Genomic DNA, 25,379 nt, shown 5'->3' on the forward strand with positions numbered 1-25,379 from the left:
CGCCCGATGAGCGCCCTCGATCAAGGGACGGTAACGCGACCAACCTTTCGGGTCTACGCCGGGTCTACATATGCCAAATTGAGCGCGGGCACCGACCTAGACAGCCGACTTGAGAATCTGGTTTGCTCGACTCGGTAACGATGTTCACCGAGCGGAGTTCGCTGATGGCCCGACTGAGTGTGCCGGATGGCCCCGGTGGCGAGGCCGCCATGATCTGGACGCTGCGGCCCCAGCTCGGCGCCATGGTCGAGCGGATGATCCGCGGCGCATATCAACAGAGCATCCTGCCGGCCGAGGAGCGGGAACTGGCCAGGATGCGAATCGCTCAGATCAACGACTGCGTGGCCTGCTCGGGTTTTCGCGCCCAGTCGGTTCTCGACGCCGGGGTCGCGCCCGAGCTCTACGACAACGTCGCCGCGTACGCCAGCTACCCCGGCTACACGGCACGCCAGCGCCTCGCCATCGAGTTCGCGGAACGCTTCGCGACCGACCACGCGTCGATGGACGACGCTTTCTTCGGCCGGATGCGCGGGTCGTTCTTCGACGAGGAGATCCTCGATCTCACGCTGTGCGTCGCGGTCTTCCTAGGCCTCGGGCGGTCGTTGACCGTGCTGGGCGTCGACCAGTCTTGTGCGATCGACGTGTGACCGCGCTTCAACCAACGTTAAGGATCCGATGGACATCGCCTCGGTCGATGAATTGCTGACCACCACGCGCGCGGTCCGCAAGCGCCTGGACCTGAACCGGCCGGTCGGCCGCGAGGTGATCCTCGAATGTATCCGCCTCGCGATGCAGGCCCCCACGGCCAGCAACGCCCAGGACTGGCGATGGCTGGTCGTCACCGACGCGGACAAGCGCGCCGCGATCGCCGAAATCTACCGCGGCGTCGGTGCCGAGTACCTTGCCTACGCCGCCAAGGACGCGTCCGATCCGCAGACCCAACGCGTCTACGCCAGCGCGCTGGCCCTGACCGACACGCTGGGCCGAGTTCCGGTGCATGTCATCCCGTGCCTGGACAACCGCATCGACAATTCCAGCCTGCTGACCGCCGCGTCGGCGTGGGCGTCGATCATCCCGGCCGGCTGGAGCTTCCTGCTCGCCCTGCGCTCACGGGGGTTGGGATCGGTGTGGACGACGATGCATCTGGCCAAGGAGCAAGAGGTTGCCGAGCTGTTGGGCATTCCGCCCACGGCCACCCAGGCCGCGCTGTTCCCTGTCGCCTACACCATCGGCACCGACTTCCGGCCGGCCGCGCGGCCGCCCGTGGAGACCGTCACATATTGGGATACCTGGGGATAGCCTGGTTGGAGCAAGCTGATGCAGTCCTACACCGTGCGATTCCATGTCGACGCGCCGCCGAGGAAGGTGTGGCGGGTGCTTCATCCGCCGGCCCCGCCGGACGCGCCGCGGCCGCGGGTCCTCGAGTGGCCCACCGGCAGCATGGAGATCCTCAACGAAGGCAACGAAGCCGGCGAGGGCCTGGTCCGCACCTGCATCTTCGAAGTGCCCAAGTACCTGCTGACCGGTGGCAGGGCGCGGTCCTGGGAGACGGTGACCGAGGCGGAGCTCAACAAGCTGTCGCGGTACGTGGCGGTCGGCGCGCCGCTGTGGTCCCGTGCCGAGGGCTACCACCAGCTCGAAGAACAACCCGACGGCAGCACCGTGCTGACCTTCCACGAGACCTACCACGCCTACAACCCCGTGCTGCGCTTCTTCCTCGAACGTCCGGTGCACGCAAAAATTTCTCGCGACAACCTCAAGACGTACGAGCATGCGCTGGGCTACGCCGGCAAGGTGCGTCGACTGACGTAGGTCTTATGGGCCGCGCTCTTTCGTCGTGCCAACCGTGTCAGATGCCGAGTGCAGGCGGGCGAGGGACCCTACCGGTCCTCGGTGTGCGCGGTAACACCGATGTGAAATAGGGTGCTCGCCCCGGTACGCTGCTATTCCATGGGGTTTAAGCTGCTCGCCGCGCGAAGTGCCGCCGCGGGTCTGCTGCTCGCGGGTTGGGCCGCGTCGACGGGTGTTGCCGCCGCCGATCCGGAGCCGGCGCCGCCGCCCGGGCCGAAGACGTCCATCGACCATGACGGCACGTTCGCGGTGGGCTCCGACATCGCGCCGGGCATCTACAGCTCGGCGGGGCCGGTCGGCGACGGCACCTGCTACTGGAAGCGGCTGGGCAACCCCGACGGCAACCTCATCGACAACGCGCTGAGCAAAAAGCCTCAGGTGGTGCAGATCGATCCCGCAGACAAGTCGTTCAAGACCTCGGGCTGCCAGCCCTGGCAGCTGACTCCCGACGCCACTCCACCGGCCAGTACGCCGCCCGCGGGTGTGCAAGGCACTCTCGGCATCCTCAACGGCCTGCTCGGCGGCCAGAACGGCCAGCAACCGCCCCACTCCTGACGGGAGCTCGCTGCCTTTGGTGCGTAACGCGGGTGACCCGCAACCGGTCGTTGTGATCGGAGCCGGCGTCAGCGGGTTGACGTCGGCAATCTGCCTGGCCGAAGCGGGCTGGCCGGTGCGGCTGTGGGCGGCCGCAATCCCCCGGCGGACCACCTCGGCGGTGGCCGGTGCGGTATGGGCACCGCCGCGACCGGCCGAACGCGCCGCCGCGACGCTGGATTGGACGGCGTACTCGCTGCGGGTGTTCCGCGAACTGGCCGACGACCCCGATACCGGAGTGCGGATGGCGCCGGCGCTGGCCGTCGGCGACTTGACCGCCGAGGCGACGACGCCCGCGGCCGACCTGATCCCCGACCTGCGGCCGGCCGGCCCCGCCGACGTCCCCGCGGGTTCCGGCGCCGGCTTTTGGGCCACCGTGCCGATGATCGACATGCCGCACTACCTCGGCTACCTGACGCGGCGGCTGGCCGCGGCGGGCTGCGAAATCGAGGAGCGTCCGGTGCGGTCCCTGGCCGAGGCCGCCGGCGCCGCGCCGATCGTCGTGAACTGTGCCGGGCTCGCCGCCGGGGAGCTGGCCGGCGACGACACGGTGCGGCCGTTGTTCGGCCAGCACGTCGTGCTCACCAATCCCGGTCTGCGGCAACTGTTCTTGGAGATGAACACCGGCCCGGAATGGACCTGCTACTTCCCGCACCCCCAGCGCGTGGTGTGCGGCGGGATCAGCATCCCCGACCGCTGGGACACCACGCCGGATCCTGAGGTGACCGACCGCATCCTGCAGCGGTGCCGCCGGATCGAGCCGCGGCTGTGCGAGGCCGAGGTGATCGAGGTGATCACCGGGCTGCGTCCGGACCGTCCGTCGGTGCGGGTGGAGGCCGAACCACTCGGGGGCGCGCGCTGCGTTCACAACTACGGGCACAGCAGCAATGGCGTGACGTTGTCGTGGGGCTGCGCGCGCGACGTGGCTCGCCTGGTCAGCCAGCGGGAGGCGCGGTGAGCATCGATTACGAGCTGCACGCCCACATCGCCACGATCACGATCAACCGCCCCGAGACGCGTAACTCGTTGGACATGGAACACTTCCGCGATCTGGCCCGCGCCTGGGCGGGGTTCCGCGACGACGCCGCCGCCTGGGTCGCGGTGATCACCGGCGCCGGCCGGGACTTCTGCACCGGGGCCGACCTGAAGAAGTTCATCCCGGAACTCACGGGCGATCTGCCCAGGCCCCACGGGTGGAACAAGGATGACGCCATCCACGCCGTGCTACATCGCTTCCCGGTGTACAAGCCGATCGTCGCGGCGGTCAACGGAACCTGCGTTGCGGGCGGCTTCGAGATGCTGACCTCGACCGACATCCGCGTCGCCGTCCCCGAGGCGCGCTTCGCGGTGATGGAACCCAAGCGCGGCCTGTTCGCCGGCGGCGGCAGCACCGTCCGGCTGCCGCGTCAGATGCCCTACGCCCTGGCGATGGAGCTGCTGCTGACGGCCGACATGGTGGACGCCGAGCGCGCCCTGGCCATGGGGCTGATCAACCGGGTGGTGCCGGCGGAACGGTTGCTGGATGCCGCCTACGACTACGCCGAGCGCATCGCGGCCAACGCACCGCTGGCCGTCTTCGCGACGAAGCAGTCAGCCGTCGAGGGTTTGGCGCTCGACCTGGAATCGGCGTACGACAACGAAACTCGGCACAGCGACCGGGTTTTCGAGACCGAGGACGCAAAGGAGGGACCGCGTGCCTTCGCCGAGAAGCGACCGCCGCGGTGGCAGGCCCGCTAAAGATTTTGGCGATCTCAGGCGCGCGTCACGTCACGAATTACCAGCGACAGCACCCAGCTCACGATGGACAACGCGATGGCGGCCCAGATCGCCGTCCACCAGAAGTGGTCGATCTGCAGCCCCCAGTGAGTCGTGTGGGCGGTGATCCACGCGGTGATCCACAACATCAACGCGTTGATCACGACGTGGATCAGGCCAAGGGTCAGGATGTACAGCGGGATCGACAAGATCTGGACGATCGGCTTGATGAATGCGTTGACCAGACCGAAGATCACGGCGACGACGAAGATGACGCCGACCGTCTGCACCGTGGTGTTGCCGCCGACGAATCTCATCCCGTGCATGAAGAGGGTGACGATCCACATCGCAAGACCGGTCAGCGCGGCGCGGAGCAGAAAAGGGCCCATGCTCAACAGATCCTGCCACGCGGCAGCGGCTTAGTTGAGGTTGTAGAAGCGCTGCGCGTTGCGCGCGCCGATCTTTTCGCGGGCCTCGTCGCTGATGTCCGCGCGGGTGCGTAAATGCTTGGTGCTCTCCGGCCATTCGCCGTCCCAGTGCGGGTAGTCGCTGGCGAACATGATGAAGTCGGCGCCCAGCACGTCGATCACGCCGGGCAGGATCGGTTCCTCGGGCTCGCACGTCACAAAGATGTTGCCCGCGGCCAGGTACTCGTGCGGATCGCGGCGCCAGCCGCGCTCGACCCAGTCCCCCCGCTTCTCGTAATGCTCGTGCAGGCGGTCGATGAAGAACGGCACCCAGCCCGCGCCCGCCTCGAGGAAGGCGACGCGCAACCGCGGGTGGCGCTCGAAGACGCCGCCGGAGACCATCGCGGTCATCGCCGTCATCTGGTCGAACGGGAAGCTGATGCAGTGCACCTGGATGTAGTTGGTGAAGCGGTCGACGCCGATCTTCGGCAGGTGGATGCCGGGGGCGCCGTGGATGCCGAGCGGCATGTCGAGGTCGACGGCGGCCGCATAGAACGGATCGAGGTCCGGGTGGTCGAGGTTGCGGGTCTTGAGCGCCGGCGGGACGAGCGTCGCCACCAGACCGAGGTCCTTGGCTTCGGTCAAGATGTCGATGGCCGCCCGGCCGTGCTCGATCGGGACGACGGCGACGCCGCGCAACCGGCCACCCGATGAGGCGCAGAAGTCGGCGATCCATTGGTTGTAGAGCCGCGAGAAGCCCGCGGCGAACTCCGGGTCCTCGAGGCTGGGCGCGCACAGCCCGAGGCTCGGATACAGCACCATCGTGTCGATGTGGTCGCGGTCGGCGTCGCCCAGGACGCCTTCGGCCGAGCGGCAATTGATGTCGGCCGCCTCGCTGATGCCGTGTTCGGGCGGGCACCCCGCGCCCGGACCCTCGTCCTCGGGATAGTTGCGGCCTTCGAACGTCAGCCGCATCCGCCCGTCGGTGCTGGGCTTGACGTATTGCGGCCAGCGTTTGATCGCTTCGATCGCCAGCGAAGGGTTCTCGGCAACATGGCCGTCGGCGTCGATGATTCGCATGTTCGCCGAACTTACTCTCGCGATTCGCCGCGGGGTACTGCACGATGCTCAAGTGACCACACAAAGCCCTCGAAAGAAGTTGACCGCCGATCAGCGAAACTCCTTCATTGCCGCGTTGTTGGGCTGGACGATGGACGCCTTCGACTACTTCATCGTGGTGTTCGTCTACGCCGACATCGCAAAGACGTTCCACCACAGCAAGGCCGAGGTCGCCTTCATCACCACGGCGACGCTGGTCATGCGTCCGGTGGGGGCGCTGCTGTTCGGGCTGTGGGCCGACCGCGTCGGCCGGCGGCTCCCGCTGATGGTCGACGTGATGTTCTATTCCGTGGTCGGCTTCCTGTGCGCGTTCGCGCCCAACTTCACCATCCTGGTGATCCTGCGTGTGCTGTACGGCATCGGCATGGGCGGCGAATGGGGGCTGGGCGCCGCGCTCGCCATGGAGAAGGTTCCCGTCGAGCGACGCGGCTTTTTCTCAGGGCTGCTGCAGGAGGGATACGCCCTCGGCTACCTGCTGGCCAGCCTCGCCTCGCTGGTGGTGATGAATTGGCTCGGGTTGTCGTGGCGCTGGTTGTTCGCCCTGAGCATCATCCCGGGCCTGATCAGCCTGATCATCCGCTATCGCGTTGAGGAGTCGGAGGTTTGGGAGGCCGCCCAGGATCGAATGCGGCTCACCAGCACCAGGATTCGTGACGTGCTGCGCGACGGCACGATCATCCGCCGGTTCGTCTACCTGGTGCTGCTGATGACCGCCTTCAACTGGATGAGCCACGGGACCCAGGACGTCTACCCCACGTTCCTCGGCGCGACCACCAATCACGGGGCGGGCCTCTCCAGCGTGACCGTCAAGTGGATCGCCGTGGTCTACAACCTCGGCGCCATCATGGGCGGGCTGTTCTTCGGCACGTTGTCGCAGCGGATCAGCCGTCGCTACACCGTAGTGTTCTGTGCCCTGCTGGGGCTGCCGATCGTGCCGCTGTTCGCCTACTCGCGCACCGCGGCGATGTTGTGCCTCGGCGCGTTCTTGATGCAGGTCTGCGTGCAGGGCGCGTGGGGGGTGATCCCGGCCCACTTGACCGAGCTGTCGCCGGACGCCATCCGCGGCCTCTACCCGGGCGTGACCTACCAGCTCGGAAACCTGTTGGCGGCGTTCAACTTGCCCATTCAGGAGCGCCTGGCCGAGACGCACGGCTATCCGTTCGCGTTGGCCGCGACGATCGTGCCGGTGTTGATCGCCGTGGCGTTCCTGACGTTTGTCGGCAAGGACGCCACCGGAATCCGCTTCGGCACCGCCGAAAGCGCTTTTCTGCCAACCGAAGTGAAGTGAGCTAGGCCGATTTCTCGTCGGCCAGCATGCGCCGCAGCAGGTGCATCGCCACCGTTGTCGAGCGCTCGCGGACGTCGGACCGGTTGCCGGGCAGCCGCAGCGTCCGGGTGTCGGTGCCGCCCTCGGCCAGCTTGACGGTGAAACACACTGTGCCGACGGGTTTTTCGGGTGTGCCGCCGCCCGGGCCGGCGATTCCCGTGATCGCCACGGCGGTGTCGGCGCCGAAGCGTTCCAGAGCGCCGGCGGCCATCGCTTCGGCCACCGGCTCCGAGACAGCGCCATGCTTTTCGATCAGCGCCGGGTCGACGCCGAGTAGGTCCGCCTTGGCCTCGTTGGAATAGCTCACCACGCCGCCGGCCACATAATCCGAGGAGCCGGCACGGTCGGTCAGCCGAGCCGCCAGCAGCCCCGCCGTGCAGGATTCCGCCGTCGCGATCCAGCGGCCGGCCAGCAACTGCGCTACCAGGTCGTCGACCCGCGAGCCGTCTTCGGAGTAGATCTGCTGCGCGTGCCGGTCGCGCAGCAGCTGGGTCAGCTGTGCGTACACGTCCGCGGCGTCCGGCTCGTAGCGCGTGACCATTTCGACTTCGCCCCGGCGCAAGCAGGTGGTGATCTCCAGCGACTCGAAGCCGGGGACGGACGCCTCAGCGCCGCGCAATGTTTCAGCCAGCCCCGACTCCGGCAGCCCGAACATCCGAATCGTCTTCTGCAGGTAGGTCGTTCGGCCCGCGATCGCCTGCTGTGCCGCGGACGTTTCGATGGCACGCTGCCACATCGGCTGCAGCTCTCGCGGGGGGCCGGGAAGCACGATCACCGTCGGCTTGCCCGGCACGACGACACCGGGTGCGGTGCCGACCGGATCGAGCACCTGCGCCCCGGCGGGAATCATGGCCTGCTTGCGGTTGGCGGCGCGCACCGCATCGAAGTTTTCTCGATCGAAATGCGCCATAAGCTTTTTGAGGATATTGGCGATCTTTTCCTCGACCTCCGTATCCAACACCAAGTCGCGGCCACAGAAGCGCGCCACCACCTCGACGGTCATGTCGTCGGCCGTGGGCCCCAGGCCGCCGCTGGTGACGATCAGGTCAACACCCTGATCGGCGAGGAACCGCAGCTGGGCCTCGATGTCGGCCGGACGGTCACCGCAAATGGTGATGTGTGCTAGCTCCACCCCGAGCTCCAGCAGGCGGTCGGCGATCCAGGGGCCGTTGGCGTCTTGGACTCGTCCGGTGAGGACCTCGGTTCCGGTGACAACGATGCCTGCGCGTGCGCTCACCGGGATGAGCCTACTGGCGGCCTAGCGGACCAATGCCTCTACGCACCCGGCTGCCCGGGTCGGCCGGGCTGCCCGGGTTGGCCGGGGGTGCCGCCGGGGCCTGGCGCCCCGCCGGCGCCGCCCTCGCCGCCGTCGCCGGGCTGACCGCGGCGGCCGGGCGCGCCGCCCATGCCGCCATCGCCGCCTCGACCACCGGCGCCGCCGGATCCCCCATCTCCGCCTCGGCCACCGGCGCCGCCGGCTCCCCCGGCACCACCTCTACCGCCTCTGCCGCCATCGCCACCTTGCCCCCCGGCGCCAGGGGTCTCGTTACCGGTCATGCCGTCAGGGTCCATGCCACTTCCTCAGTTCAGGGTCTACAAACCCTACGCGCGTCTGCGAGACAATGGGCCGATGATCGAGTTAGAGGTCGTGCAGGCCGACGTGACCAAGCTCGAGGTCGACGCGATCGCCAACGCGGCCAACACCCAACTGCGACACGGCGGCGGTGTCGCGGCGGCGATCTCGCGCGCCGGCGGGCCCGCGGTGCAGCGCGAGTCGACCGGCAAGGCGCCGATCGAGCTCGGTGAGGCGGTCGAGACCACGGCCGGCGACATGCCCGCGCGCTTCGTGATCCATGCCGCCACGATGGAGCTGGGCGGCCCGACCTCGGCCGAGATCATCGAGCGGGCGACGAGTTCTACGTTGCGCAAGGCCGACGACCTCGGGTGCCGCTCGCTGGCGCTGGTCGCGTTCGGCACAGGCGTCGGTGGCTTCCCGCTCGAAGACGCCGCCCGGCTGATGGTCGGCGCCGTTCGCCGACACCGGGCGGGTTCGCTGGAAAGGGTGGTGTTCGCCGTGCACGGCGGTGCGGCCGAGCGGGCTTTCCGCGACGCGGTGCAGGGCTAACCGTCGGACAGGTAACGCTCGACGGAAGCAACCTTCTGCGTCATCGCATCAGCGGCTCCCGCCCGCCAGTCCGCCTTGATCACCGTGCTGACCCTGGGCGCGCGAGCGGCTACCGCCTCGACGGCGCGCTGCACCACGGCCATCACTTCTTCCCAGGTGTCGCCCTCGATCACCGTGAACATCGAATCGGTTTTGTTGGCCAGGCCGGATTCCCGAACCACGCGCACCGCGTCGGCGACGATCTCGCCGACGCCCTCGCCCACCCCGAGCGGGGTCACCGAAAACGCCACCAGAACAGACACCTGACGAGCCTACGTGACCTTTTTCTGGACCGGCCTGGCAGCATCGAGGGCCATGCGGATTCTGGTGCAACGGGTCTCGTCGGCGGCGGTGACGGTCGACGACGAAGTGGTGGGCGCGATCCGGCCGCAGGGCCACGGCCTGCTCGCTTTCGTCGGTGTCACCCACAGCGACGATGTGGAGAAGGCGCGGCGGCTGGCCGAAAAGCTTTGGAATCTCCGCATTCTCGCCGACGAGCGGTCGGCGGCCGACGTGAACGCGCCGATCCTGGTGGTCAGCCAGTTCACCCTGTACGCCGACACCGCGAAGGGCCGGCGCCCGTCGTGGAACGCGGCCGCCCCGGGTGCGCTCGCCGAGCCGCTGGTTGCGGCGTTCGCCGAGGCGCTGCGCGGGCTGGGCGCCGACGTCGAGACGGGCGTGTTCGGGGCGCACATGCAGGTGGAGTTGGTGAACGACGGCCCCGTGACGGTGATTCTGGAGTTGTGACGGTGCCGCCGCAGTACCTTGGTTCTACATGAGCACTACACCGGAATTCGGTTCGCTTCGTTCCGACGACGACCAATGGGACATCGTCAGCGGCGTGGGCTACACCGCCCTACTGGTGGCGGGATGGCGGGCGCTGCACGCCGTCGGCCCGCAACCGCTGGTACGCGACGAATTCGCGAAGCTGTTCATCGTCGCGTCGCAGGACCGATATCTGGCGGATGTGCTTGCCAAGCCGGGGACCACCGAGGACGAGACGGCCTTTCCCCGCCTGTACGGGGTGCAGACCCGATTCTTCGACGACTTCTTCGCCGCTGCCGGCGCCGCGGGCATACGGCAGGCGGTGATCGTCGCCGCGGGCCTCGACTCCCGCGCCTATCGGCTCGAGTGGCCCAATAGCACAACGGTTTTCGAAGTCGACCTGCCGAAGGTGTTGGAATTCAAGTCGCGGGTGCTGCACGAGCATGGCGCCGAGCCGAAGGCCCGCCGCGTCGAGGTCGCCGCGGATTTGCGCACCGACTGGTCGCGGGCACTGGAAGCGGCCGGCTTCGACGTGGAAAGCCCCAGCGCCTGGTCGGTGGAAGGGGTGTTGCCCTACCTCACCGACGAAGCCCAAAACGCGCTGTTCACCCGCATCAGCGGACTCAGTGCGCCGAGGAGCCGAATTGCCATCGGCGCGCTGGGAACCCGCCTGGACCGCGAGCGGCTCGCCGACCTGGAGGCGGACCACCCCGGTGTCAACATGTCGGGCAACGTCGACTTCTCAGCGCTCACGTATGAAACGACAGCCGACACCGCGGAATCGCTGACCGCGCACGGCTGGACCGTCGAACCCGTCCGCAACACGCTCGAGCTGCAGACCGGCTACGGGATGACCCCACCCGAAGTGGACGTCAAGATCGACGCCTTCATGCACTCGCAATACATCGCGGCGACCCGGTCGGGGTGAGTCGCGATGATGGCGCTCACGAAGTTCTCGCCCGCCGACGCCGTCGCGGAGATCCGCGTGAGCCAGGCCGGACCGGGAATCGGCGCCTTCTTCGACCTTGACGGCACGCTGGTCGACGGCTTCACGGCGGCGGTACACGTCGGCGACCGGATCCGGCGCCGCCAGGCGGGTGTCGGTGAGCTGCTCGGGGTGTTCGACGCCGCGCTGCGGTATCGACTCGGCCGCTTGCAGTTCGAGCGCCTGATCGTGCGCGCCGCGGGCTACCTACGCGGCGAATTGCTCGACGAGCTGGATGCGCTGGGCGAGCGGCTGTTTGTGGAACGCGTCGCCTCGCGGCTCTACTCACATATGCACGAGATCGTCGCGGCGCACCAGGCGCGCGGGCATACCGTCGTGATGAGTTCGTCGGCGCTGTCCATCCAGGCGCTTCCCGTGGCAAGGTTTTTGGGCATTTCGAACGTGCAGTGCAACCGGTTCGAACTCGACGAGCACGGGCGGCTGACCGGTGGAATCGTCAAACCTATTGTGTGGGGCGCGACCAAGGCCGCCGCCGTGCAACGATTCTGCGCCGACAATGGCGTTGCGATGCAGCACAGTTACTTCTACGCCGACGGCGACGAGGATGCGGCGTCGATGTCGCTCGTCGGGTGTCCGCGGCCGGTGAACCCGCGCTCGGGGCTCGCCGCGGCGGCCGCCGCGCACGGGTGGCCGGTGATGTGCCTCGCCTCGGGCCGGCGCGGCCCGGGACGCGCGCTGCGTTATCTTGCCCACCACGTGCGCCGCGACCGAAACTAGGGTGTCAGTAGGACTTTCACGTCGTCGCCCGACCGCGACCCCGCGGTCGCGTAGCCTTTGGCCGCTTCGTCCAAGGGCAGGGTCGTGGTGAAGATGCCGTCGACGTCGAGCCGGCCGGACTGTAGCAGCGGGATCAACTGCGGCCAGGTGCGTTGCACCGGCGCCGTGGTCATGCGCAGCGTGATGCTGCGAATCAGGCAGCCTAAGGCATTGAGCGGAAACGGATTCATATCGTGCACGCCGACCACCGAGACGGTACCGCCGGGACGTACCGCATTGAGCGCGTCGGTCATCGAGGCGTCCGTGCCGACCGCGTCGATGACCGAATCGGCGCCGCGTCCTTCGGTGGCGACCAGGATCGCCTCCACCGCCGGCGCCTTGATCGGCGTCGCTCCCCACTGGGCCGCACGGTTCAGCCGGCCGTCGACCCGGTCGACGGCCAAAACTGTTGCAGCGCCTTGGAAAAGCGCGCAGCGCAGGGCGCACAGGCCGACCGCTCCGAGGCCGATCACCGCCACCGTCCCACCGGACGGGATGTCGGCTCGCTGGGCCGCCGCCCAGCCGGTGGCCAGGTTGTCGGTGAGCAGCAGCGCCTGCTCGGTGCCGATTCCCTCCGGCGTCTTGAGCAGCTGGAAGTCGGCCGCCGGCACGGCGAGCAGATCGGCCTGCGCGCCGGGCAGCACGCCGCCGCCGAAGATCTGAAACCCGTTGAAGCACATGACCGGGTCGCGGGTGGCGCATCCCGGGCAGGCGCCGCAGCCGGTCACCGACGACACCATGACCGGGTCACCGGCCTTGACGGTGCGCACCTCGGGCCCGACCTCGACGACGGTGCCCACCGCCTCGTGCCCGATCGTAATCGGCTCGACGAGCGGATAGTCGCCCTCGTAGAAATGCAGGTCCGATCCGCAGATCCCGGCGGCGCTGACGGCGACGATCGCTCCGTCCGGACCCGGAAGCGCCGGATCGGGCCGGGTGTCGACGCCGATGTTCCGCGGCCCGTCGAGGACTACCGTTCGCATGGTCGGTCACTTCCTTTGTCTGACAACGAATTGCGACCAGTCCGGCTCATGCACCGCGGCCCAATATTGGTTGAGTCGCCACGGGCTGACGGTGTGGATCTCCCCGTCGGCGTTCTTGAAGTAGGAGTGTGTGACCGCTGGGTGCGACCACACCATCTTCTTGATCTGGGTTTGCGTCCGCTGATGCCACTCGGTGGCGGCTTCGGCCTTCGGTTCGATCGAATGCAGCTTCTCTTCGGCCAGCCGCCTGAGGCACTGGTCGATATAGCGCATCTGAAGTTCGGACTGGAAGATCAGGCTCCCGCCATGGGCGAGATGGGTTCCGGGCCCGTAGACGATGAAGAAGTTGGGGAATCCCGGCACCGTGATGCCGAGGTAGGCGTAGGGGCGGCTCCCCCACATCTGGTGTAGGTCAATCCCGTTGTGGCCGGTCACTTTCAGCGGCCACAGCACATCGGTGTGCCGGAACCCGGTGGCGTAGACGATGACGTCGGCATCGTAAGTGCTGCCGTCTTCGGTGAGCACGCCGCGCGGGGTGATCTTCTGGATCGGGGTGCGCACCAACTCGACATTGTCGCGTTGCAGTGTCTGCAGCCAGCTGCCGTTGTCCTGCAGCGTCCGCTTGCCCGTGGCGGGATAGTCGGGCAACACCTTGGCCAACAGCTCTTGGGAGTTCGAGCCGTCGCCGACCTGGCTGGTGATCCACTGCGAGAACATCATTCGCGCGGCGGCGTTGATGTCGCTGACGGCGTAATCCTGATCGGTGTAGTTCGGATCGCCCTCCGCGGCGTCCAGGCCCTTGTCGGCGCCGGGCCACAGGACCAGGAACCGGTACCACCTTCCGTAGAAGGGCAGGTGACGCATCGCCCAGTGCACGCCGTCGCCGACCTCGTCGTGGTACATCGCGTTCGGGAACATCCACTGGGCGGTCCGCTGAAAGACGGTGAGCCGCTCGACTCGATCGGCGATCGCGGGTGCGATCTGAAAGCCGCTGGCTCCGGCGCCGATGAGCGCGACCCGCTTGCCGGTCAGGCCGACGGAGTGGTCCCAGGCCGCGGAGTGAAACGTGGGTCCGTCGAAGGTGTCGGCGCCGTCGAACCGGGGGATGTTCGGCCGGTTCAGCTGACCGACCGCAGTGATGAGGGCCCGGGCGCGGATCGTGCTGGGCTGGCCGTCGCCGCCGCGCAGCGAGACGCTCCAGACTCCGTCGTTATCGTTCCATTCGGCCGAGACGGCCTCGGTGTTCCACCGTATGTGCTCGGCCAGGGCGTGCTTGTTCATCACCTGGGTGAAATAGTCCTGCAGCTCGTGTTGCTCGGCGAAGAAGTGAGTCCAGTCGTTGTTGGGTTCGAAGCTGTAGCAATAGAAATGGTTGGCGACGTCGACGCGGGCGCCGGGATAACTGTTCTCCCACCATGTCCCGCCGGGTCCTGCGTTCTTTTCGACGATCGTGAACGGGATGTTGGCCTGCTCGAGGCGGATCCCGGCCAGGATGCCGGACTCGCCGCAGCCGATCACGACGACCGGCAGCTCGGCGGCGGATTCCGGCGCGACGGCGGCCGGCCGGCGCGGGTCGACGCCGTGGAGGTCCATCTCTTCCAGGATCAGCGGCAGGTAGTCGTCGGGCACGTGCTCGCAGGCGGCCCAGTCCATCATTTCCCGAATGAGTTCCGGGCTCAGCGGTTCGGGCTCCGGGCAGCCGCGGTCGCGGTAGTCGGCGAGCACCGGTAGCGCCGCCGCGCGGGCTCGGGCCTTGTCCTCCTCCGACATGAACCCCTGGACCTCGTTGAGGAAGATGCCCATCGGCTTGAAGTCGCGAATGAACCGCGGGTCGCCGGTGATGTGGACAAGCGAGAGCAGCAGCGTGGGGATGCTGACGTCTTCGAGCGCGGCGGCTATCTCGGGTGTCGGTATGGTGAAGGGACGGCCGGCGTAACGGCTGCGCATCAAGCCGATTCCTTCCGTAAGCGGTGCCGCCAATTACGCTACTAGCCGTTTCGTAATTGGCAGCACTACGCTACCGCGCGGCGGCGCAGCGGATCAAGGGAATCGCTAGGGACCTATGGAAGATGAGCTTGAGCAGATTACCGTCCGCCTAGTCGACGGTACGACGGAAATTTGGGACGCCGCCGAGATGCTGGCTAATGGTGTGCTGAAGGTGAGCAAAGCGGTAACTCCTGAATCAGATGGGCAACCGGACTCGACAATCAGCGGCGTCGAGGTGACGTACTACGGGGCGCATGCCTGGATTTCGGTGACCCCTTCAACCAAGCACAGTCAGGAGCCGATCAAGCGCGGCTTGTACATGTGAGTGAGACCCAAGCTTCAAACTGACCCCACTACCCTCGTGCGCCTGAGCGAGCGGATGATTCATGACGCCCAGGAAGAGGCCACTACACAGCGACCACGTAAACGCGCATACTGGCAGAGAAATGAGCGCCTATCAGACCCTGGTGGTCGGCACTGATGGCTCCGACACGTCGTTCCGTGCGGTGGACCACGCAGCCGCGTTCGCCGCGAAAAATCATGCGAAGTTGATCATCGCGATGGCGCACTTGTCTTATATGGAGAAGGGTGACAAGGGAGGCTGGGGAAGACCAGCCCGCCCGGATCGTGTGATTGATGGCCGCGCCGAGGTCGTCCTCGGGAGCGAGGGGGACTACAAGGTGCACGGGATGGCCGCCATCGATGCGATCCTGCGGGAGGCCCGGGACCGGGCCAGGGCGGCTGGGGCGAAGGATATCGAGGCGCGACCGATTAGGGGTGATCCGGTACATGCGCTGTTCCGCCTCGCCAAGGAGGTTAAGGCCGATCTGTTGGTGGTTGGCAACGTGGGACTAGGTACGCGCACCGACAAGTGGCTTGGCTCGGTGCCCGGAAACGTCTTGCGCAGAGCGAAGACCGATGTACTGCTCGTCCACACCACCGACTGAGGCATCATTAGGGAGCGTTGCAGCCCGTGATACGCAACCGGTCAGCCAACACGTGGGGTAGCCTGCCGCCCAACTCTGCCGGCGTGGCCTGCTGCACCAGTTGATTGATCAGCGCGTGGCCGGGCACCGGTAGCCGGCGCGTCTCGTGCTCGAGCCGTTCCAGCAACCCCAGCCGCTCCGGGGTGGTCAACGCGTCATACGAATGCCCGATGATTCGGGCGCAACGCGTCGAAATCCGCCTGAATCTCCTCACGGGTACTCGATCGCATGTTCGAAACACACTTCCCCACCGACCGACAAAGATCGCCCCGTGACACTACTGAAGCCAATGTGGCGCAAGTGGTTTCAGGCGGCGACGTCCCCGCTTGCGAAACAATAAGTCGTGGCGCCCTTACTGACGGCCTGCAGCGGATTCCTGTTCGCCATCTTGTGGATGGACCTGATTTTCGACGCCCAGGTCCTCGAACATCGAAGCGCGCGTGGGGAATTGCCCGAGCCGGTGCTGGCTTCGATCGCCGGTTACTACCTTCGTGCGACGACCACATCGCGGCCGATGAGCCGGCTGATCGCGGTGGTCATGCTCGTCTTGCTGGGCTCGCTCGCCGTCGAGGTGGTGCGGGCTCACGAGCCCGCGTGGCTACTGGCGACGTCGGCCGCGCTCGCGGGCGTCCCGATACTGCTGGCGCTGGCGCGCACGGTACCCAACGCGGTCCGGCTGGGACGCCGTGCGGACAGCACGGCCGAGCAGACTCGTCTGGCACGGGCCATCTGCCGGGATCACCTGGCCTGTGCCGGCTGTATGGTCGCATTCCTCGTCATGTGGACGGCGCACACTCTCTGACACCTCGTAGTGCCGACGCGCCGATGGGGGGCGGCTGGCCACGTCAGCGCCGTCCGTACTAAACTAGAACACGTTCCAATTCTTTTAGCGTCGGTCAAGCTTTCCAGGAGTAGGCATGCACACCGCGATCTGCGACGACCTCGGTATCGAGTTTCCGATCTTCGCCTTCACCCACTGCCGCGATGTCGTGGTCGCTGTCAGCAAGGCCGGTGGTTTCGGCGTGCTCGGCGCGGTCGGCTTCACGCCTGAGCAGCTGGAGATCGAGCTCAATTGGATCGACGAGAACATCGGCGACCACCCCTACGGCGTCGACATCGTGATCCCGAACAAGTACGAGGGAATGGACTCGCACCTTTCCGCCGAGGAGCTGGCGGAAACGCTGCGCAAGATGGTGCCCCAGGAGCACCTCGACTTCGCCAAGAAGATCCTCGCGGATCACGGTGTTCCCGTGGAAAACGCCGACGAGGACACCTTGCAGTTGCTGGGCTGGACGGAGGCGACGGCCACCCCGCAGGTCGAAATGGCGCTGAAGCATCCGAAGGTGCGGATGATCGCCAATGCGCTGGGCACTCCCCCGCCCGACATGATCAAGCACATCCACGACTCCGGTCGCAAGGTGGCGGCCCTGTGCGGCTCGCCGTCGCAGGCCCGCAAGCACGCCGACGCTGGCGTGGACATCGTCATCGCCCAGGGCGGCGAGGCCGGTGGCCACTGCGGCGAGGTGGGCTCAATCGTGTTGTGGCCGCAGGTCGTTAAGGAAATCGCCCCGGTGCCGGTGCTGGCGGCGGGTGGCATCGGCAGCGGCCAGCAGATCGCGGCGGCACTGGCGCTCGGCGCCCAAGGGGCGTGGACCGGCTCGCAGTGGCTGATGGTCGAGGAGGCCTCCAACACCCCGGTTCAGCAACAGGCGTACGCCAAGGCGTCCAGCCGGGACACCGTGCGCAGCCGTTCCTTCACCGGGAAGCCGGCCCGTATGCTGCGCAACGACTGGACCGAGGCGTGGGAGCAGCCCGACAACCCGAAGCCGCTCGGAATGCCGTTGCAGTACATGGTTTCTGGCATGGCCGTGCGGGCCACCAACAAGTACCCGAACGAGACCGTCGACGTCGCGTTCAATCCGGTCGGTCAGGTGGTCGGGCAGTTCAGCAAGGTGGAGAAGACGTCGACGGTCATCGAGCGGTGGGTGCAGGAGTACCTGGAAGCCACCAACAGGCTGGACGAGCTGAACGCCGCCGCGGCCGTCTGATCGACGGCTATTCGTCGGCTAGTCGTCGGCGATTGGTCGGCTATTCGTCGTCTAATTCATCCCGGCCGGTCAACACCTCTTTGGCCCGATCCACCGCGTACGTGCCGATGTCGATGGAGTTCTGAACGATGCCGCTGGCACCACCGGCGAGATCACCGCGGATGATGTCGCCGGCGTGTTCGACGATGTCCGAAGCCTTTTCGACGGCGTTGGTCGCGATGTCCTTGGCCGCGTCGACCGCGTCTTTGGGATTGAAGCCCATCGGAGTGTCCTTTCGTTGCAGCGCCTTTGATACGACTCTAGACGCGCCGAGCGGGCGTCAGTAGTTCACCAAGGTGCGCCAATAGTCTTCGGGAATCTCGGCGCCGGAGCGCAATATCCGTGCCAGTCCGACGGCCATCGCGATGCCGAGCAGGCCCAGCCAAAGCCCGGCCAAGGCGATCACTCCCCACAGCACGGCGGTGACCGTCGGCCACGGCGACAGCACGGCGAGCACCGGCGCGAAAAAGAAGCCTGCCCCGATGTACCAGGCCGAGCCGGCACGATCGGATGCCAGGACGAAGCGCAGCCAGCGCGGGATCTGGGCGGCGGGCCGGGCGTCATTCATCGGCCGGCCCGTCACGACGAGGGCGGGAAGAACCCTGCTCCGGTGAACCATCCCTCTTGCCAGCCTTGGTCTCCCAGGCACAGCATGGGAAGCCCGCGATCCGACTGTGCGGCGGACTGCGGGCCGGGGCACTTGGCGCCGGCCTGCTGCACCCCGTACAACGGGTAGGACATCACCCAGTACCCGATGGTGGCGGGTGGGAACTGGTTGGGCGGCGGGAAGTGACAGGCCTCGGCCTGGCCGCTGGTGCCGCGCCCGAAGATGAAGCGCTCGTAGTTGTCGCACGGCGCGCCCAGCGAGGCGTCGTAATTCATGTTCGGCACGTCACCGTCGTAACGCGGTTGGGCAGCGGCACCAGGCGCCATGCCGACGGTGCCACCCGCGATCGCGGCGACGGCGAGTAGTTCGCGAACCATGCGCTCCACCCCTTCGCGTCAGCGTCACCGGGCCTCGATGCACGGTGACCTGGGACCAAAGCATATCGATTGTGCCGCGGGCCACAAGATCACCGGCGCCGGTAGGTGCAGATGAGGACGCCCGTCCCGGTGGTCGTGGCGGAGGCCAGCTCGAGGGCGTGGGCCTGGCCGCCGCAGGGGAAGAGGCGTTTGCCGCCGCCGAGCAGGATCGGCTCGATCATCAGCCGGTATTCGTCGACGAGGTCGTGTTCGATCAGCTGCGCGGCCAACGACGGGCTGCCCATCAGCTGTATCGCCTTACCGTCGCGGGCCCGCAGCTCACGTATCGCGCCGATCGCGTCGTCGGCGGATAGCAGAGTCGAGCCCGCCCAGTTGAGGTCGTCTTGGCTCAGCGTGCGGGATGCCACGTATTTGGGGATCTCGTTCATGCGGTCGGCGAAGGGGTCGCCGGCGCGGCCGGGCCAGGCGGCGGCCATCGTCTGCCAGGTGCGACGGCCGAACAGCAGCGCGTCGGTGTCGGCCATCGTCTCGGTGACGGCGGGCCCCATGGTTTCGGGTTCGAAGTACTGCATCGACCAGCCGCCGTGTGCGAATCCCCCGTCGGGGTCCTCGCCCTGGCCGCCCGGCGCTTGGACGACCCCGTCGAGGCTCATGAAATGGCTCAGAAGGATGCGCATGGTGCCGCCTTTTCGTTCGTGGTGCGTGGCCTTCCATACAGACCGGCGTCGCGCTGCAAACTCATCGCCGCTGAACATGTTGCAATTCGGGCTCGCGATATTGCTCCAATCCTTCCCAACCGTGGTGTAGCAGTGGTTTATTTGGCACAAGAAGGACGACTAGACGACTTCGTATCGAAGGAGTGGGCTTGCCAATGTCGAAGTCAACACCGAAGCCAACCGTCGAGCCAACAGCCAAGCCGGCTCCGAATCTGCCTCCCGGGTTCGACTTCACCGACCCGGACATCTACGCCGAACGGCTGCCGGTGGAAGAACTGGCCGAGATGCGCCGAAGCGCACCGATCTGGTGGAACGAGCAGCCCCTCGGCGCGGGAGGATTCGACGACGGCGGCTTCTGGGTGGTGACCAAGCACAAGGACGTCAAGGAGATCTCGCTGCGCAGCGACGTCTTCTCCAGCCTGCAGAAGACGGCGCTGCCGCGCTACAGGGACGGCACGGTCGGCGAGCAGGTCGAGCGCGGCAAGTTCGTCCTGCTGAACATGGACGCGCCGCAACACACCCGGCTGCGCAAGATCATCTCGCGCGCCTTCACCCCCAGGGCGGTCGAGCGGCTGCGCGACGACCTTCGCGAGCGCGCCCGCCGCATCGTCGAGACCGCCGCCGCCGAGGGCTCGGGAGACTTCGTCGAACAGGTGTCGTGCGAGCTGCCGTTGCAGGCCATCGCGGGCCTGATGGGCGTGCCGCAGGAAGACCGCAAGAAACTCTTCCACTGGTCCAACGAGATGGTCGGCGACCAGGACCCCGAGTTCGCGAGCAACGACGCCATCACCGCCTCCGTCGAACTGATCATGTACGGCATGCAGATGGCCGCCGATAGGGCGAAGAACCCGGGCGAGGACCTGGTCACCAAGCTGATCCAGGCCGACATCGACGGCCACAAGCTCTCCGACGACGAGTTCGGCTTCTTCGTCATCTTGCTGGCCGTCGCCGGCAACGAGACCACTCGCAACTCGATCACCCAGGGCATGATGGCTTTCACCGACTTCCCCGACCAGTGGGAGCTGTTCAAGAAGGAGCGTCCCGCCACCGCGGCCGACGAGATCGTCCGGTGGGCCACGCCGGTCACGTCGTTCCAGCGCACGGCGCTCGAGGACTATGAGCTGTCCGGGGTGCAGATCAAGAAGGGCCAGCGGGTGGTGATGTTCTACCGCTCGGCCAATTTCGACGAGGAGGTGTTCGACGACCCGTTCGCCTTCAACATCCTGCGCGATCCCAACCCGCACGTGGGATTCGGCGGCACGGGCGCGCACTACTGCGTCGGTGCCAACCTGGCGCGCATGACGATCGACCTGATGTTCAACGCGATCGCCGACGTGATGCCGGATTTGGAGTCGATCGGCAAGCCGGAACGGCTACGGTCGGGCTGGCTCAACGGGATCAAGCACTGGCAGGTTGACTACCACGCCGACGGGGTGGCGAAATGCCCTGTCGCACATTAAGTTAAGTCAATGCCCACTCATCAAGCCGTCCGGATACAGTCCGCGGGCGGCCCGCTGGAGCTCGCCGAGGTCGAAACGCGGACGCCCGGTCGCGACGAGGTGCGCCTGACGGTCACCGCGTGCGGCATATGCGGAACCGACCGCGCCTTCGTTCACGGTGGCTTCCCGAACATTTCCTGGCCGCTGACTCCCGGGCACGAAATCGCCGGGACGATAGCCGAACTCGGCGAGGGCGTCGAAGATTTCGCGGTGGGTGACCGTGTCGGCGTCGGCTGGTTCGGGGGATGCTGCTACCGGTGCGACCCTTGCCGCAAAGGCATTTTCATTCACTGCGTGAATGGGAAGGTCCCGAGTTGGCAGTATCCCGGTGGCTATGCGGAATCGGTGACGGTGCCGGCCAGCGCTATGGCCCGGATTCCGTCGGAACTGTCCGATGTCGAAGCCGCGCCCCTGGGGTGCGCCGGGGTCACAACCTATAACGCGCTGCGCCACACGAAGGCGTTGCCCGGTGACCGGGTGGCGATTCTCGGCGTCGGCGGTCTCGGCCACCTCGGCGTGCAGTTCGCGCGCGCGATGGGGTTCGAGACCATCGCCATCGCCCGCGGCACCGGTAAAGCCGACGATGCCCGCGAGTTGGGCGCCCACCACTACATCGATTCCACCGCCGGCGACGTCTCCGAAGCGCTGCGGGCGCTGGGCGGGGCGGCGGTGGTCCTGGCGACCGCCGGCAACTCCCAGGCCATGGCCGACACGGTCGGCGGCCTGCTGCCCCAGGGTGAGTTGATCACGATCGGCGTGACCCCCGACCCGCTGCCCATCAGCCCCGCGCAGCTGATAACCCCCGGGCTCAGCATCGTGGGCCATCCCTCCGGCACGGCCAAAGACGTCGAAGACACCATGCATTTCGCGGTCTTGTCGGGTGTGCGGACGTGGACCGAAGAATTGCCGCTGTCGCAGGCGGCCGAGGGTTATGCGGCATTGGAGCAGGGGCGGGCGCACTACCGCACCGTTCTGACGATGTGACTACAGTCGGCCTGTGACCGACCGGTGGACCCTGGACGCGTCCCACGGTGAGTTGATGATTCGCACCGGCGTCACGGGCCGGGCGGCACGCATGGGCCATCGGCTCACCATTGCGATGCGGCGCTGGCACGCCACGGTCGACTGGGCCGGCGGCGAACCGGTCACCGCGGAGCTGGCCGTCGAGATCGATTCGTTCGAGGTGATGCGCGGCGAGGGCGGGGTAAAGGGACTGTCCGGGCCGGAAAAGGCGGTGGTGAAGTCGAACGCGTTGAAGTCGCTGGACGCCGGCCGCTATCCCGAAATACGTTTCGCCACAGACCTTATCGACAGGATCGACGACGGGTACCGCCTCGCCGGCACGCTGCACATCCGCGGGAAATCCCGGAAGCACGTAATCGACCTGCGCATAGAGGATCTCGGTGACGCGTGGCGGATGTCGGCCGAATCCAGCGTTCGGCAAACAGATTACGGCGTCAAGCCGTACTCACTGCTGATGGGCTCGGTGCAGGTCGCCGACAGCGTAGCGGTGTCCTTCACCGCGGTTCACGCCAAGGGCGACTGAACTCGGGCGGCCGCTCCTAGGGCGTCGGCGAGTGCGCCGAATCGCCGGCGTCGCCGGGTATGTGCTCGAGAACCCTTGTCAGATAAGGCTGCCGGGCATTCGGATCCGACTGCTGCTCGCCGCCGGCGCCGTCCTGGTCCGCGGCCGTCGCCGCGTCGGGAGCCGGCTCGCTCGTGGGCGCCTTCGATGGACGCGCGGGTGGCGTGGCCTCCGGTGGCGGGGCAACGGCGGGCGCAACGGCCTCGGCGACCTGCGGTGCCGGCGCGTGCACCACGTGCTTTGCCGGCGACGGCGCGCTGGCCGGGCCCAGCTGAATACCCACCGCGAGCGCGAGCGAGGAGACGAAGGTGATCGCGCCGGCGGCCACTGCGGCGCCGGCGTAGGACAACTTCCGTGGCGGCGACGACGCGGGTGCGGCGGCGGGTTCGCTGACATGCGCCACCAGCTGATCGTCGGTGAACTCGGTGCTCGATGCCGCGGCCAGCGCCGCGCCCCGCGCGATCGTCACCTGGGCCATGGTCTGCGCGAAAACCGGTACCGGCAAGGCCTTTTCGAGCTGCCAGGAGAAGCCATTGATCTCGCTGTCGGGACCGACGACAACCACCCCGCCGGGACGCCATCCGTCTCGATCGAACATCCCGCGCAGCCAGCAGCTCAGGCCGTCGAGGCCGCCGCGCACCTGCTTGGTGGCCGTTTGCGTCTCGCCCTCACGGGTGTCGACCATGACGACCGTCGCCGACTCGTGTTCGAGGACGCACACCGCGGTCTGCTGGTAACCGATGACGGGGGCGATGGCCTCGGCCAGGGTCTCGACCGCATCGAGCAAGCGGACTGGCACCACGTTGTCGAAGCCTGCATCGGTCAACGCCTCAACCACCAGCGCCGCCTGCGCGGCGGCGTCGTCGCTCCACGTCAGCCCGACGAGCCGCAGATGGTGATCGCTGGCGGCCGCCAGCGCGTCCACCCGTAGCACCTCGTCCGTCACTTGCCCGGCGGTACTGACGGCGGGCACGCCACGCCCGGCGCGCACACCCATTTCTTGGTGGTCCAGGATCGTGCCGTCAGCGTCGTGCCCTTCAGCGAGGACCCAGCCGACGGTGGTCGGCGTCAGTGATAGCCCCAGTACCGTATCCAAACTTGCACCTCAATCGTTCCCGGACCTCCGTCGCCCTCAGCCGCTATATCACGCAGCATGAAGCTCGCTGGTGTGGCGGTTCGTGAGAGCCGGAAAAGACCGGGATGTGGTCTCCATCGGCTTGCTCCGTGTGAGCCTACGCGGTCGGAGCGGGTTCGGCTGCACCGGTGTGGAATAGTCGTCAAACTCGCGGGCCGATGCGGCGAAAGCGCCTGGCCAGGCGACCCATCCGATGCACCCGGTCGCCCAAAGGTGCAGGTGACGCGCCGATGTTGGATGTCCGGCAAGGCTTTACGCGCCGGACCGCGGACCTTCGTTTTCGGCGCCGGGAAATTCTTTCGTCATCGTCATCGTCATCGACGGTTCGGGGCCGCCAATCGAACGGATGGCCGACCGCTCTCCCGCGCCGCCGCTGCGCAGGTTGTCGATATCGGCTCGGCCATTTCGATTTTGAAGCGCTCTGCCGCTTGTCGGGGGCTACACGCGCACGGCCCCCGCCTGGCGTTTTCTGCTCGGCGGGCCGCCGCGACGCGTTCATCGGGGCGCGAGGTCCCGTTACCCGAGTAGCGAAATTCGGAGAAGAAACCGATACAAGACTGAGATAACCCCGCGTCTCAATCGACATTTGACGCATTTACACGGTAAATTCCTGCCGTGAGCACGACACTAGCGACAAGGGGCGCAGGTATGACAGACGTGAGCGAGAAGATCCGGGCCTGGGGGCGCCGGCTTTTGGTCGGTGCGGCAGCGGCTGTCACCCTGCCGGGCCTGATCGGTCTTGCCGGCGGAGCGGCGACCGCGGGGGCGTTCTCGCGGCCCGGCCTTCCCGTGGAATACCTGCAGGTGCCGTCAGCTGGAATGGGACGCAACATCAAGGTCCAGTTCCAGAGCGGAGGCAGCGGCTCTCCTGCCGTATATCTGCTCGACGGCCTGCGGGCCCAGGACGACTACAACGGCTGGGACATCAACACGCCCGCGTTCGAGTGGTACTACAAGTCGGGCCTGTCGATCGTCATGCCGGTCGGCGGGCAGTCCAGCTTCTACGCCGACTGGTACGGTCCGGCCTGCGGTAAGGCCGGCTGCTCCACGTACAAGTGGGAAACCTTCCTGACCAGCGAGCTGCCCAGCTACCTGGCCTCCGAGAAGAGCGTCAAGTCCAACGGCAGCGCTGCGGTCGGCATCTCCATGTCCGGCTCCTCGGCGCTGATCCTGGCCGCCTACCACCCGGCGCAGTTCATCTACGCCGGCTCGCTGTCGGCCCTGATGGACCCCTCCCAGGGAATGGGGCCCTCCCTGATCGGTCTCGCGATGGGTGATGCCGGCGGTTACAAGCCCGACGCCATGTGGGGTCCGTCGAGCGACCCGGCGTGGCAGCGCAACGACCCGACGATTCAGGTCGGCAAGCTGGTCGGTAACAACACCCGACTCTGGATCTACTGCGGTAACGGGACGCCGTCGGAACTGGGTGGGGCCAACATGCCCGCCGAGTTCCTGGAGAACTTCGTGCGCAGCAGCAACCTGAAGTTCCAGGACGCCTACAACGGGGCCGGCGGCCACAATGCGGTGTTCAACTTCAACGCCAACGGCACGCACAGCTGGGAGTACTGGGGAGCACAGCTCAACGCCATGAAGCCCGACCTGCAGGGCACCCTGGGTGCCAGCCCGGGTGGCGGCGGATAACTCCCGCTCGCTTCAGCATCGCTACTGCGCCTG

General features: G+C 67.0%; 32 protein-coding genes. 19 read left to right on the forward strand and 13 right to left on the reverse strand.

Features of this window, described 5'->3' with window-relative positions:
* Positions 1 to 164 precede the first annotated feature (164 nt).
* From A5764_RS26240 to A5764_RS26265, 6 genes are all read left to right on the forward strand, one after another.
* On the forward strand, positions 165 to 647 hold the full coding sequence (locus A5764_RS26240; protein ID WP_067119773.1) for a carboxymuconolactone decarboxylase family protein: 483 nt from the start codon (positions 165 to 167) through the stop codon (positions 645 to 647).
* Positions 648 to 675: 28 nt separating this feature from the next.
* Positions 676 to 1,299 (forward strand): nitroreductase family protein, encoded by a 624-nt coding sequence (locus A5764_RS26245; protein ID WP_067119524.1) that lies wholly within the window; start codon positions 676 to 678, stop codon positions 1,297 to 1,299.
* Between the two features lie 18 nt (positions 1,300 to 1,317).
* Positions 1,318 to 1,812: an SRPBCC family protein gene (locus A5764_RS26250; RefSeq protein WP_067119527.1), complete on the forward strand. Its 495-nt coding sequence runs from the start codon at positions 1,318 to 1,320 to the stop codon at positions 1,810 to 1,812.
* A gap of 138 nt (positions 1,813 to 1,950) precedes the next feature.
* Positions 1,951 to 2,406: a hypothetical protein gene (locus tag A5764_RS26255; RefSeq protein ID WP_067119530.1), complete on the forward strand. Its 456-nt coding sequence runs from the start codon at positions 1,951 to 1,953 to the stop codon at positions 2,404 to 2,406.
* A gap of 19 nt (positions 2,407 to 2,425) precedes the next feature.
* Positions 2,426 to 3,403 carry an FAD-dependent oxidoreductase gene (locus tag A5764_RS26260; RefSeq protein WP_067119776.1) on the forward strand — a complete coding sequence of 326 codons (978 nt, stop codon included), beginning with the start codon at positions 2,426 to 2,428 and terminating at the stop codon, positions 3,401 to 3,403.
* Positions 3,400 to 4,182 carry an enoyl-CoA hydratase/isomerase family protein gene (locus tag A5764_RS26265; RefSeq protein WP_067119533.1) on the forward strand — a complete coding sequence of 261 codons (783 nt, stop codon included), beginning with the start codon at positions 3,400 to 3,402 and terminating at the stop codon, positions 4,180 to 4,182. Before A5764_RS26260 ends, A5764_RS26265 begins: the two co-directional genes overlap by 4 nt.
* A 14-nt stretch (positions 4,183 to 4,196) precedes the next feature.
* On the opposite strand, the gene A5764_RS26270 is transcribed toward A5764_RS26265, so the two are convergent.
* Together A5764_RS26270 and A5764_RS26275 are read right to left on the reverse strand one after the other, a co-directional pair.
* Positions 4,197 to 4,589, reverse strand: coding sequence for a phage holin family protein (locus A5764_RS26270; RefSeq protein WP_067119536.1), 393 nt, complete (start codon positions 4,587 to 4,589; stop codon positions 4,197 to 4,199).
* A gap of 30 nt (positions 4,590 to 4,619) precedes the next feature.
* The gene (locus tag A5764_RS26275; protein WP_067119539.1) at positions 4,620 to 5,687 is read right to left on the reverse strand and encodes an amidohydrolase family protein; all 1,068 of its coding nucleotides are present in this window, start codon (positions 5,685 to 5,687) and stop codon (positions 4,620 to 4,622) included.
* Here A5764_RS26275 and A5764_RS26280 point away from each other — a divergent pair.
* The gene (locus A5764_RS26280; RefSeq protein ID WP_231989827.1) at positions 5,677 to 7,014 is read left to right on the forward strand and encodes an MFS transporter; all 1,338 of its coding nucleotides are present in this window, start codon (positions 5,677 to 5,679) and stop codon (positions 7,012 to 7,014) included. The genes A5764_RS26275 and A5764_RS26280 overlap by 11 nt on opposite strands.
* Before the next feature lies 1 nt (position 7,015).
* Here A5764_RS26280 and A5764_RS26285 read toward each other — a convergent pair whose 3' ends face one another.
* The gene (locus A5764_RS26285; RefSeq protein WP_067119543.1) at positions 7,016 to 8,296 is read right to left on the reverse strand and encodes a competence/damage-inducible protein A; all 1,281 of its coding nucleotides are present in this window, start codon (positions 8,294 to 8,296) and stop codon (positions 7,016 to 7,018) included.
* 4 nt (positions 8,297 to 8,300) lie between these two features.
* The gene (locus A5764_RS26290; protein WP_156664897.1) at positions 8,301 to 8,567 is read right to left on the reverse strand and encodes a hypothetical protein; all 267 of its coding nucleotides are present in this window, start codon (positions 8,565 to 8,567) and stop codon (positions 8,301 to 8,303) included.
* A 116-nt stretch (positions 8,568 to 8,683) separates the two neighbouring features.
* On the opposite strand from A5764_RS26290, the gene A5764_RS26295 reads away from it, so the two are divergent.
* Entirely contained in the window at positions 8,684 to 9,178 is a 495-nt protein-coding gene (locus A5764_RS26295; RefSeq protein WP_067119550.1) for a macro domain-containing protein, read from the forward strand.
* Here A5764_RS26295 and A5764_RS26300 read toward each other — a convergent pair.
* Entirely contained in the window at positions 9,175 to 9,480 is a 306-nt protein-coding gene (locus A5764_RS26300; RefSeq protein WP_067119552.1) for an MTH1187 family thiamine-binding protein, read from the reverse strand. The two genes, A5764_RS26295 and A5764_RS26300, sit on opposite strands and share 4 nt — an antisense overlap.
* A 52-nt stretch (positions 9,481 to 9,532) precedes the next feature.
* On the opposite strand from A5764_RS26300, the gene dtd reads away from it, so the two are divergent.
* Genes dtd through A5764_RS26315 form a run of 3 tightly spaced genes read left to right on the forward strand, consistent with a single transcriptional unit; the run spans position 9,533 to position 11,705 of the window.
* Positions 9,533 to 9,964, forward strand: coding sequence for a D-aminoacyl-tRNA deacylase (dtd, locus tag A5764_RS26305; RefSeq protein ID WP_067119553.1), 432 nt, complete (start codon positions 9,533 to 9,535; stop codon positions 9,962 to 9,964).
* Positions 9,965 to 9,992: 28 nt separating this feature from the next.
* Positions 9,993 to 10,910, forward strand: a complete 918-nt coding sequence (locus A5764_RS26310) for an SAM-dependent methyltransferase (RefSeq protein WP_067119556.1) — start codon at positions 9,993 to 9,995, stop codon at positions 10,908 to 10,910.
* Between the two features lie 9 nt (positions 10,911 to 10,919).
* Positions 10,920 to 11,705, forward strand: coding sequence for an HAD-IB family hydrolase (locus tag A5764_RS26315; protein WP_067119782.1), 786 nt, complete (start codon positions 10,920 to 10,922; stop codon positions 11,703 to 11,705).
* On the opposite strand, the gene A5764_RS26320 is transcribed toward A5764_RS26315, so the two are convergent.
* Both A5764_RS26320 and A5764_RS26325 read right to left on the reverse strand, forming a co-directional pair.
* Positions 11,702 to 12,727, reverse strand: a complete 1,026-nt coding sequence (locus tag A5764_RS26320; protein ID WP_067119559.1) for an alcohol dehydrogenase catalytic domain-containing protein — start codon at positions 12,725 to 12,727, stop codon at positions 11,702 to 11,704. The two genes, A5764_RS26315 and A5764_RS26320, sit on opposite strands and share 4 nt — an antisense overlap.
* 6 nt (positions 12,728 to 12,733) lie before the next feature.
* Positions 12,734 to 14,674 carry an NAD(P)/FAD-dependent oxidoreductase gene (locus A5764_RS26325; RefSeq protein WP_067119561.1) on the reverse strand — a complete coding sequence of 647 codons (1,941 nt, stop codon included), beginning with the start codon at positions 14,672 to 14,674 and terminating at the stop codon, positions 12,734 to 12,736.
* Between the two features lie 115 nt (positions 14,675 to 14,789).
* On the opposite strand from A5764_RS26325, the gene A5764_RS26330 reads away from it, so the two are divergent.
* Both A5764_RS26330 and A5764_RS26335 read left to right on the forward strand, forming a co-directional pair.
* Positions 14,790 to 15,038: a hypothetical protein gene (locus A5764_RS26330; protein WP_067119564.1), complete on the forward strand. Its 249-nt coding sequence runs from the start codon at positions 14,790 to 14,792 to the stop codon at positions 15,036 to 15,038.
* 121 nt (positions 15,039 to 15,159) lie between these two features.
* The gene (locus A5764_RS26335; RefSeq protein ID WP_067119566.1) at positions 15,160 to 15,660 is read left to right on the forward strand and encodes a universal stress protein; all 501 of its coding nucleotides are present in this window, start codon (positions 15,160 to 15,162) and stop codon (positions 15,658 to 15,660) included.
* Between the two features lie 7 nt (positions 15,661 to 15,667).
* Here the strand turns inward: A5764_RS26335 and A5764_RS26340 are convergent, their stop codons facing one another.
* Positions 15,668 to 15,913 (reverse strand): DUF222 domain-containing protein, encoded by a 246-nt coding sequence (locus A5764_RS26340; RefSeq protein WP_067119569.1) that lies wholly within the window; start codon positions 15,911 to 15,913, stop codon positions 15,668 to 15,670.
* Between the two features lie 129 nt (positions 15,914 to 16,042).
* Between A5764_RS26340 and A5764_RS26345 the strand changes: the two genes are divergently transcribed.
* Both A5764_RS26345 and A5764_RS26350 read left to right on the forward strand, forming a co-directional pair.
* Positions 16,043 to 16,501 (forward strand): hypothetical protein, encoded by a 459-nt coding sequence (locus A5764_RS26345; RefSeq protein WP_067119572.1) that lies wholly within the window; start codon positions 16,043 to 16,045, stop codon positions 16,499 to 16,501.
* A 115-nt stretch (positions 16,502 to 16,616) separates the two neighbouring features.
* Positions 16,617 to 17,747, forward strand: coding sequence for a nitronate monooxygenase (locus tag A5764_RS26350; RefSeq protein WP_067119575.1), 1,131 nt, complete (start codon positions 16,617 to 16,619; stop codon positions 17,745 to 17,747).
* Between the two features lie 40 nt (positions 17,748 to 17,787).
* Here A5764_RS26350 and A5764_RS26355 read toward each other — a convergent pair whose 3' ends face one another.
* From A5764_RS26355 to A5764_RS26370, 4 genes are all read right to left on the reverse strand, one after another.
* Positions 17,788 to 18,009: a hypothetical protein gene (locus tag A5764_RS26355; protein ID WP_067119578.1), complete on the reverse strand. Its 222-nt coding sequence runs from the start codon at positions 18,007 to 18,009 to the stop codon at positions 17,788 to 17,790.
* Between the two features lie 57 nt (positions 18,010 to 18,066).
* Complete coding sequence (locus A5764_RS26360; protein WP_067119581.1) at positions 18,067 to 18,354, reverse strand: hypothetical protein; 288 nt, start codon at positions 18,352 to 18,354, stop codon at positions 18,067 to 18,069.
* 11 nt (positions 18,355 to 18,365) lie between these two features.
* Complete coding sequence (locus A5764_RS26365; RefSeq protein WP_067119784.1) at positions 18,366 to 18,770, reverse strand: hypothetical protein; 405 nt, start codon at positions 18,768 to 18,770, stop codon at positions 18,366 to 18,368.
* 89 nt (positions 18,771 to 18,859) lie between these two features.
* Complete coding sequence (locus A5764_RS26370; protein ID WP_067119787.1) at positions 18,860 to 19,447, reverse strand: dihydrofolate reductase family protein; 588 nt, start codon at positions 19,445 to 19,447, stop codon at positions 18,860 to 18,862.
* A gap of 194 nt (positions 19,448 to 19,641) precedes the next feature.
* Between A5764_RS26370 and A5764_RS26375 the strand changes: the two genes are divergently transcribed.
* The 3 genes from A5764_RS26375 to A5764_RS26385 are packed head-to-tail and all read left to right on the forward strand — an operon-like array spanning position 19,642 to position 22,531.
* Complete coding sequence (locus tag A5764_RS26375) at positions 19,642 to 20,946, forward strand: cytochrome P450 (protein ID WP_067119584.1); 1,305 nt, start codon at positions 19,642 to 19,644, stop codon at positions 20,944 to 20,946.
* Positions 20,947 to 20,955: 9 nt separating this feature from the next.
* Positions 20,956 to 21,969, forward strand: a complete 1,014-nt coding sequence (locus A5764_RS26380) for an alcohol dehydrogenase (protein ID WP_067119588.1) — start codon at positions 20,956 to 20,958, stop codon at positions 21,967 to 21,969.
* Between the two features lie 13 nt (positions 21,970 to 21,982).
* On the forward strand, positions 21,983 to 22,531 hold the full coding sequence (locus A5764_RS26385; RefSeq protein ID WP_082951925.1) for a YceI family protein: 549 nt from the start codon (positions 21,983 to 21,985) through the stop codon (positions 22,529 to 22,531).
* A gap of 16 nt (positions 22,532 to 22,547) precedes the next feature.
* Here the strand turns inward: A5764_RS26385 and A5764_RS26390 are convergent, their stop codons facing one another.
* Positions 22,548 to 23,666 carry a hypothetical protein gene (locus A5764_RS26390; RefSeq protein WP_067119591.1) on the reverse strand — a complete coding sequence of 373 codons (1,119 nt, stop codon included), beginning with the start codon at positions 23,664 to 23,666 and terminating at the stop codon, positions 22,548 to 22,550.
* A gap of 687 nt (positions 23,667 to 24,353) precedes the next feature.
* On the opposite strand from A5764_RS26390, the gene ag85B reads away from it, so the two are divergent.
* Complete coding sequence (ag85B, locus tag A5764_RS26395; RefSeq protein WP_067119594.1) at positions 24,354 to 25,346, forward strand: diacylglycerol acyltransferase/mycolyltransferase Ag85B; 993 nt, start codon at positions 24,354 to 24,356, stop codon at positions 25,344 to 25,346.
* Positions 25,347 to 25,379: the final 33 nt, after the last annotated feature.

It is taken from the genome of Mycobacterium sp. 852002-51057_SCH5723018, assembly GCF_001667035.1.
GTDB lineage: Bacteria > Actinomycetota > Actinomycetes > Mycobacteriales > Mycobacteriaceae > Mycobacterium.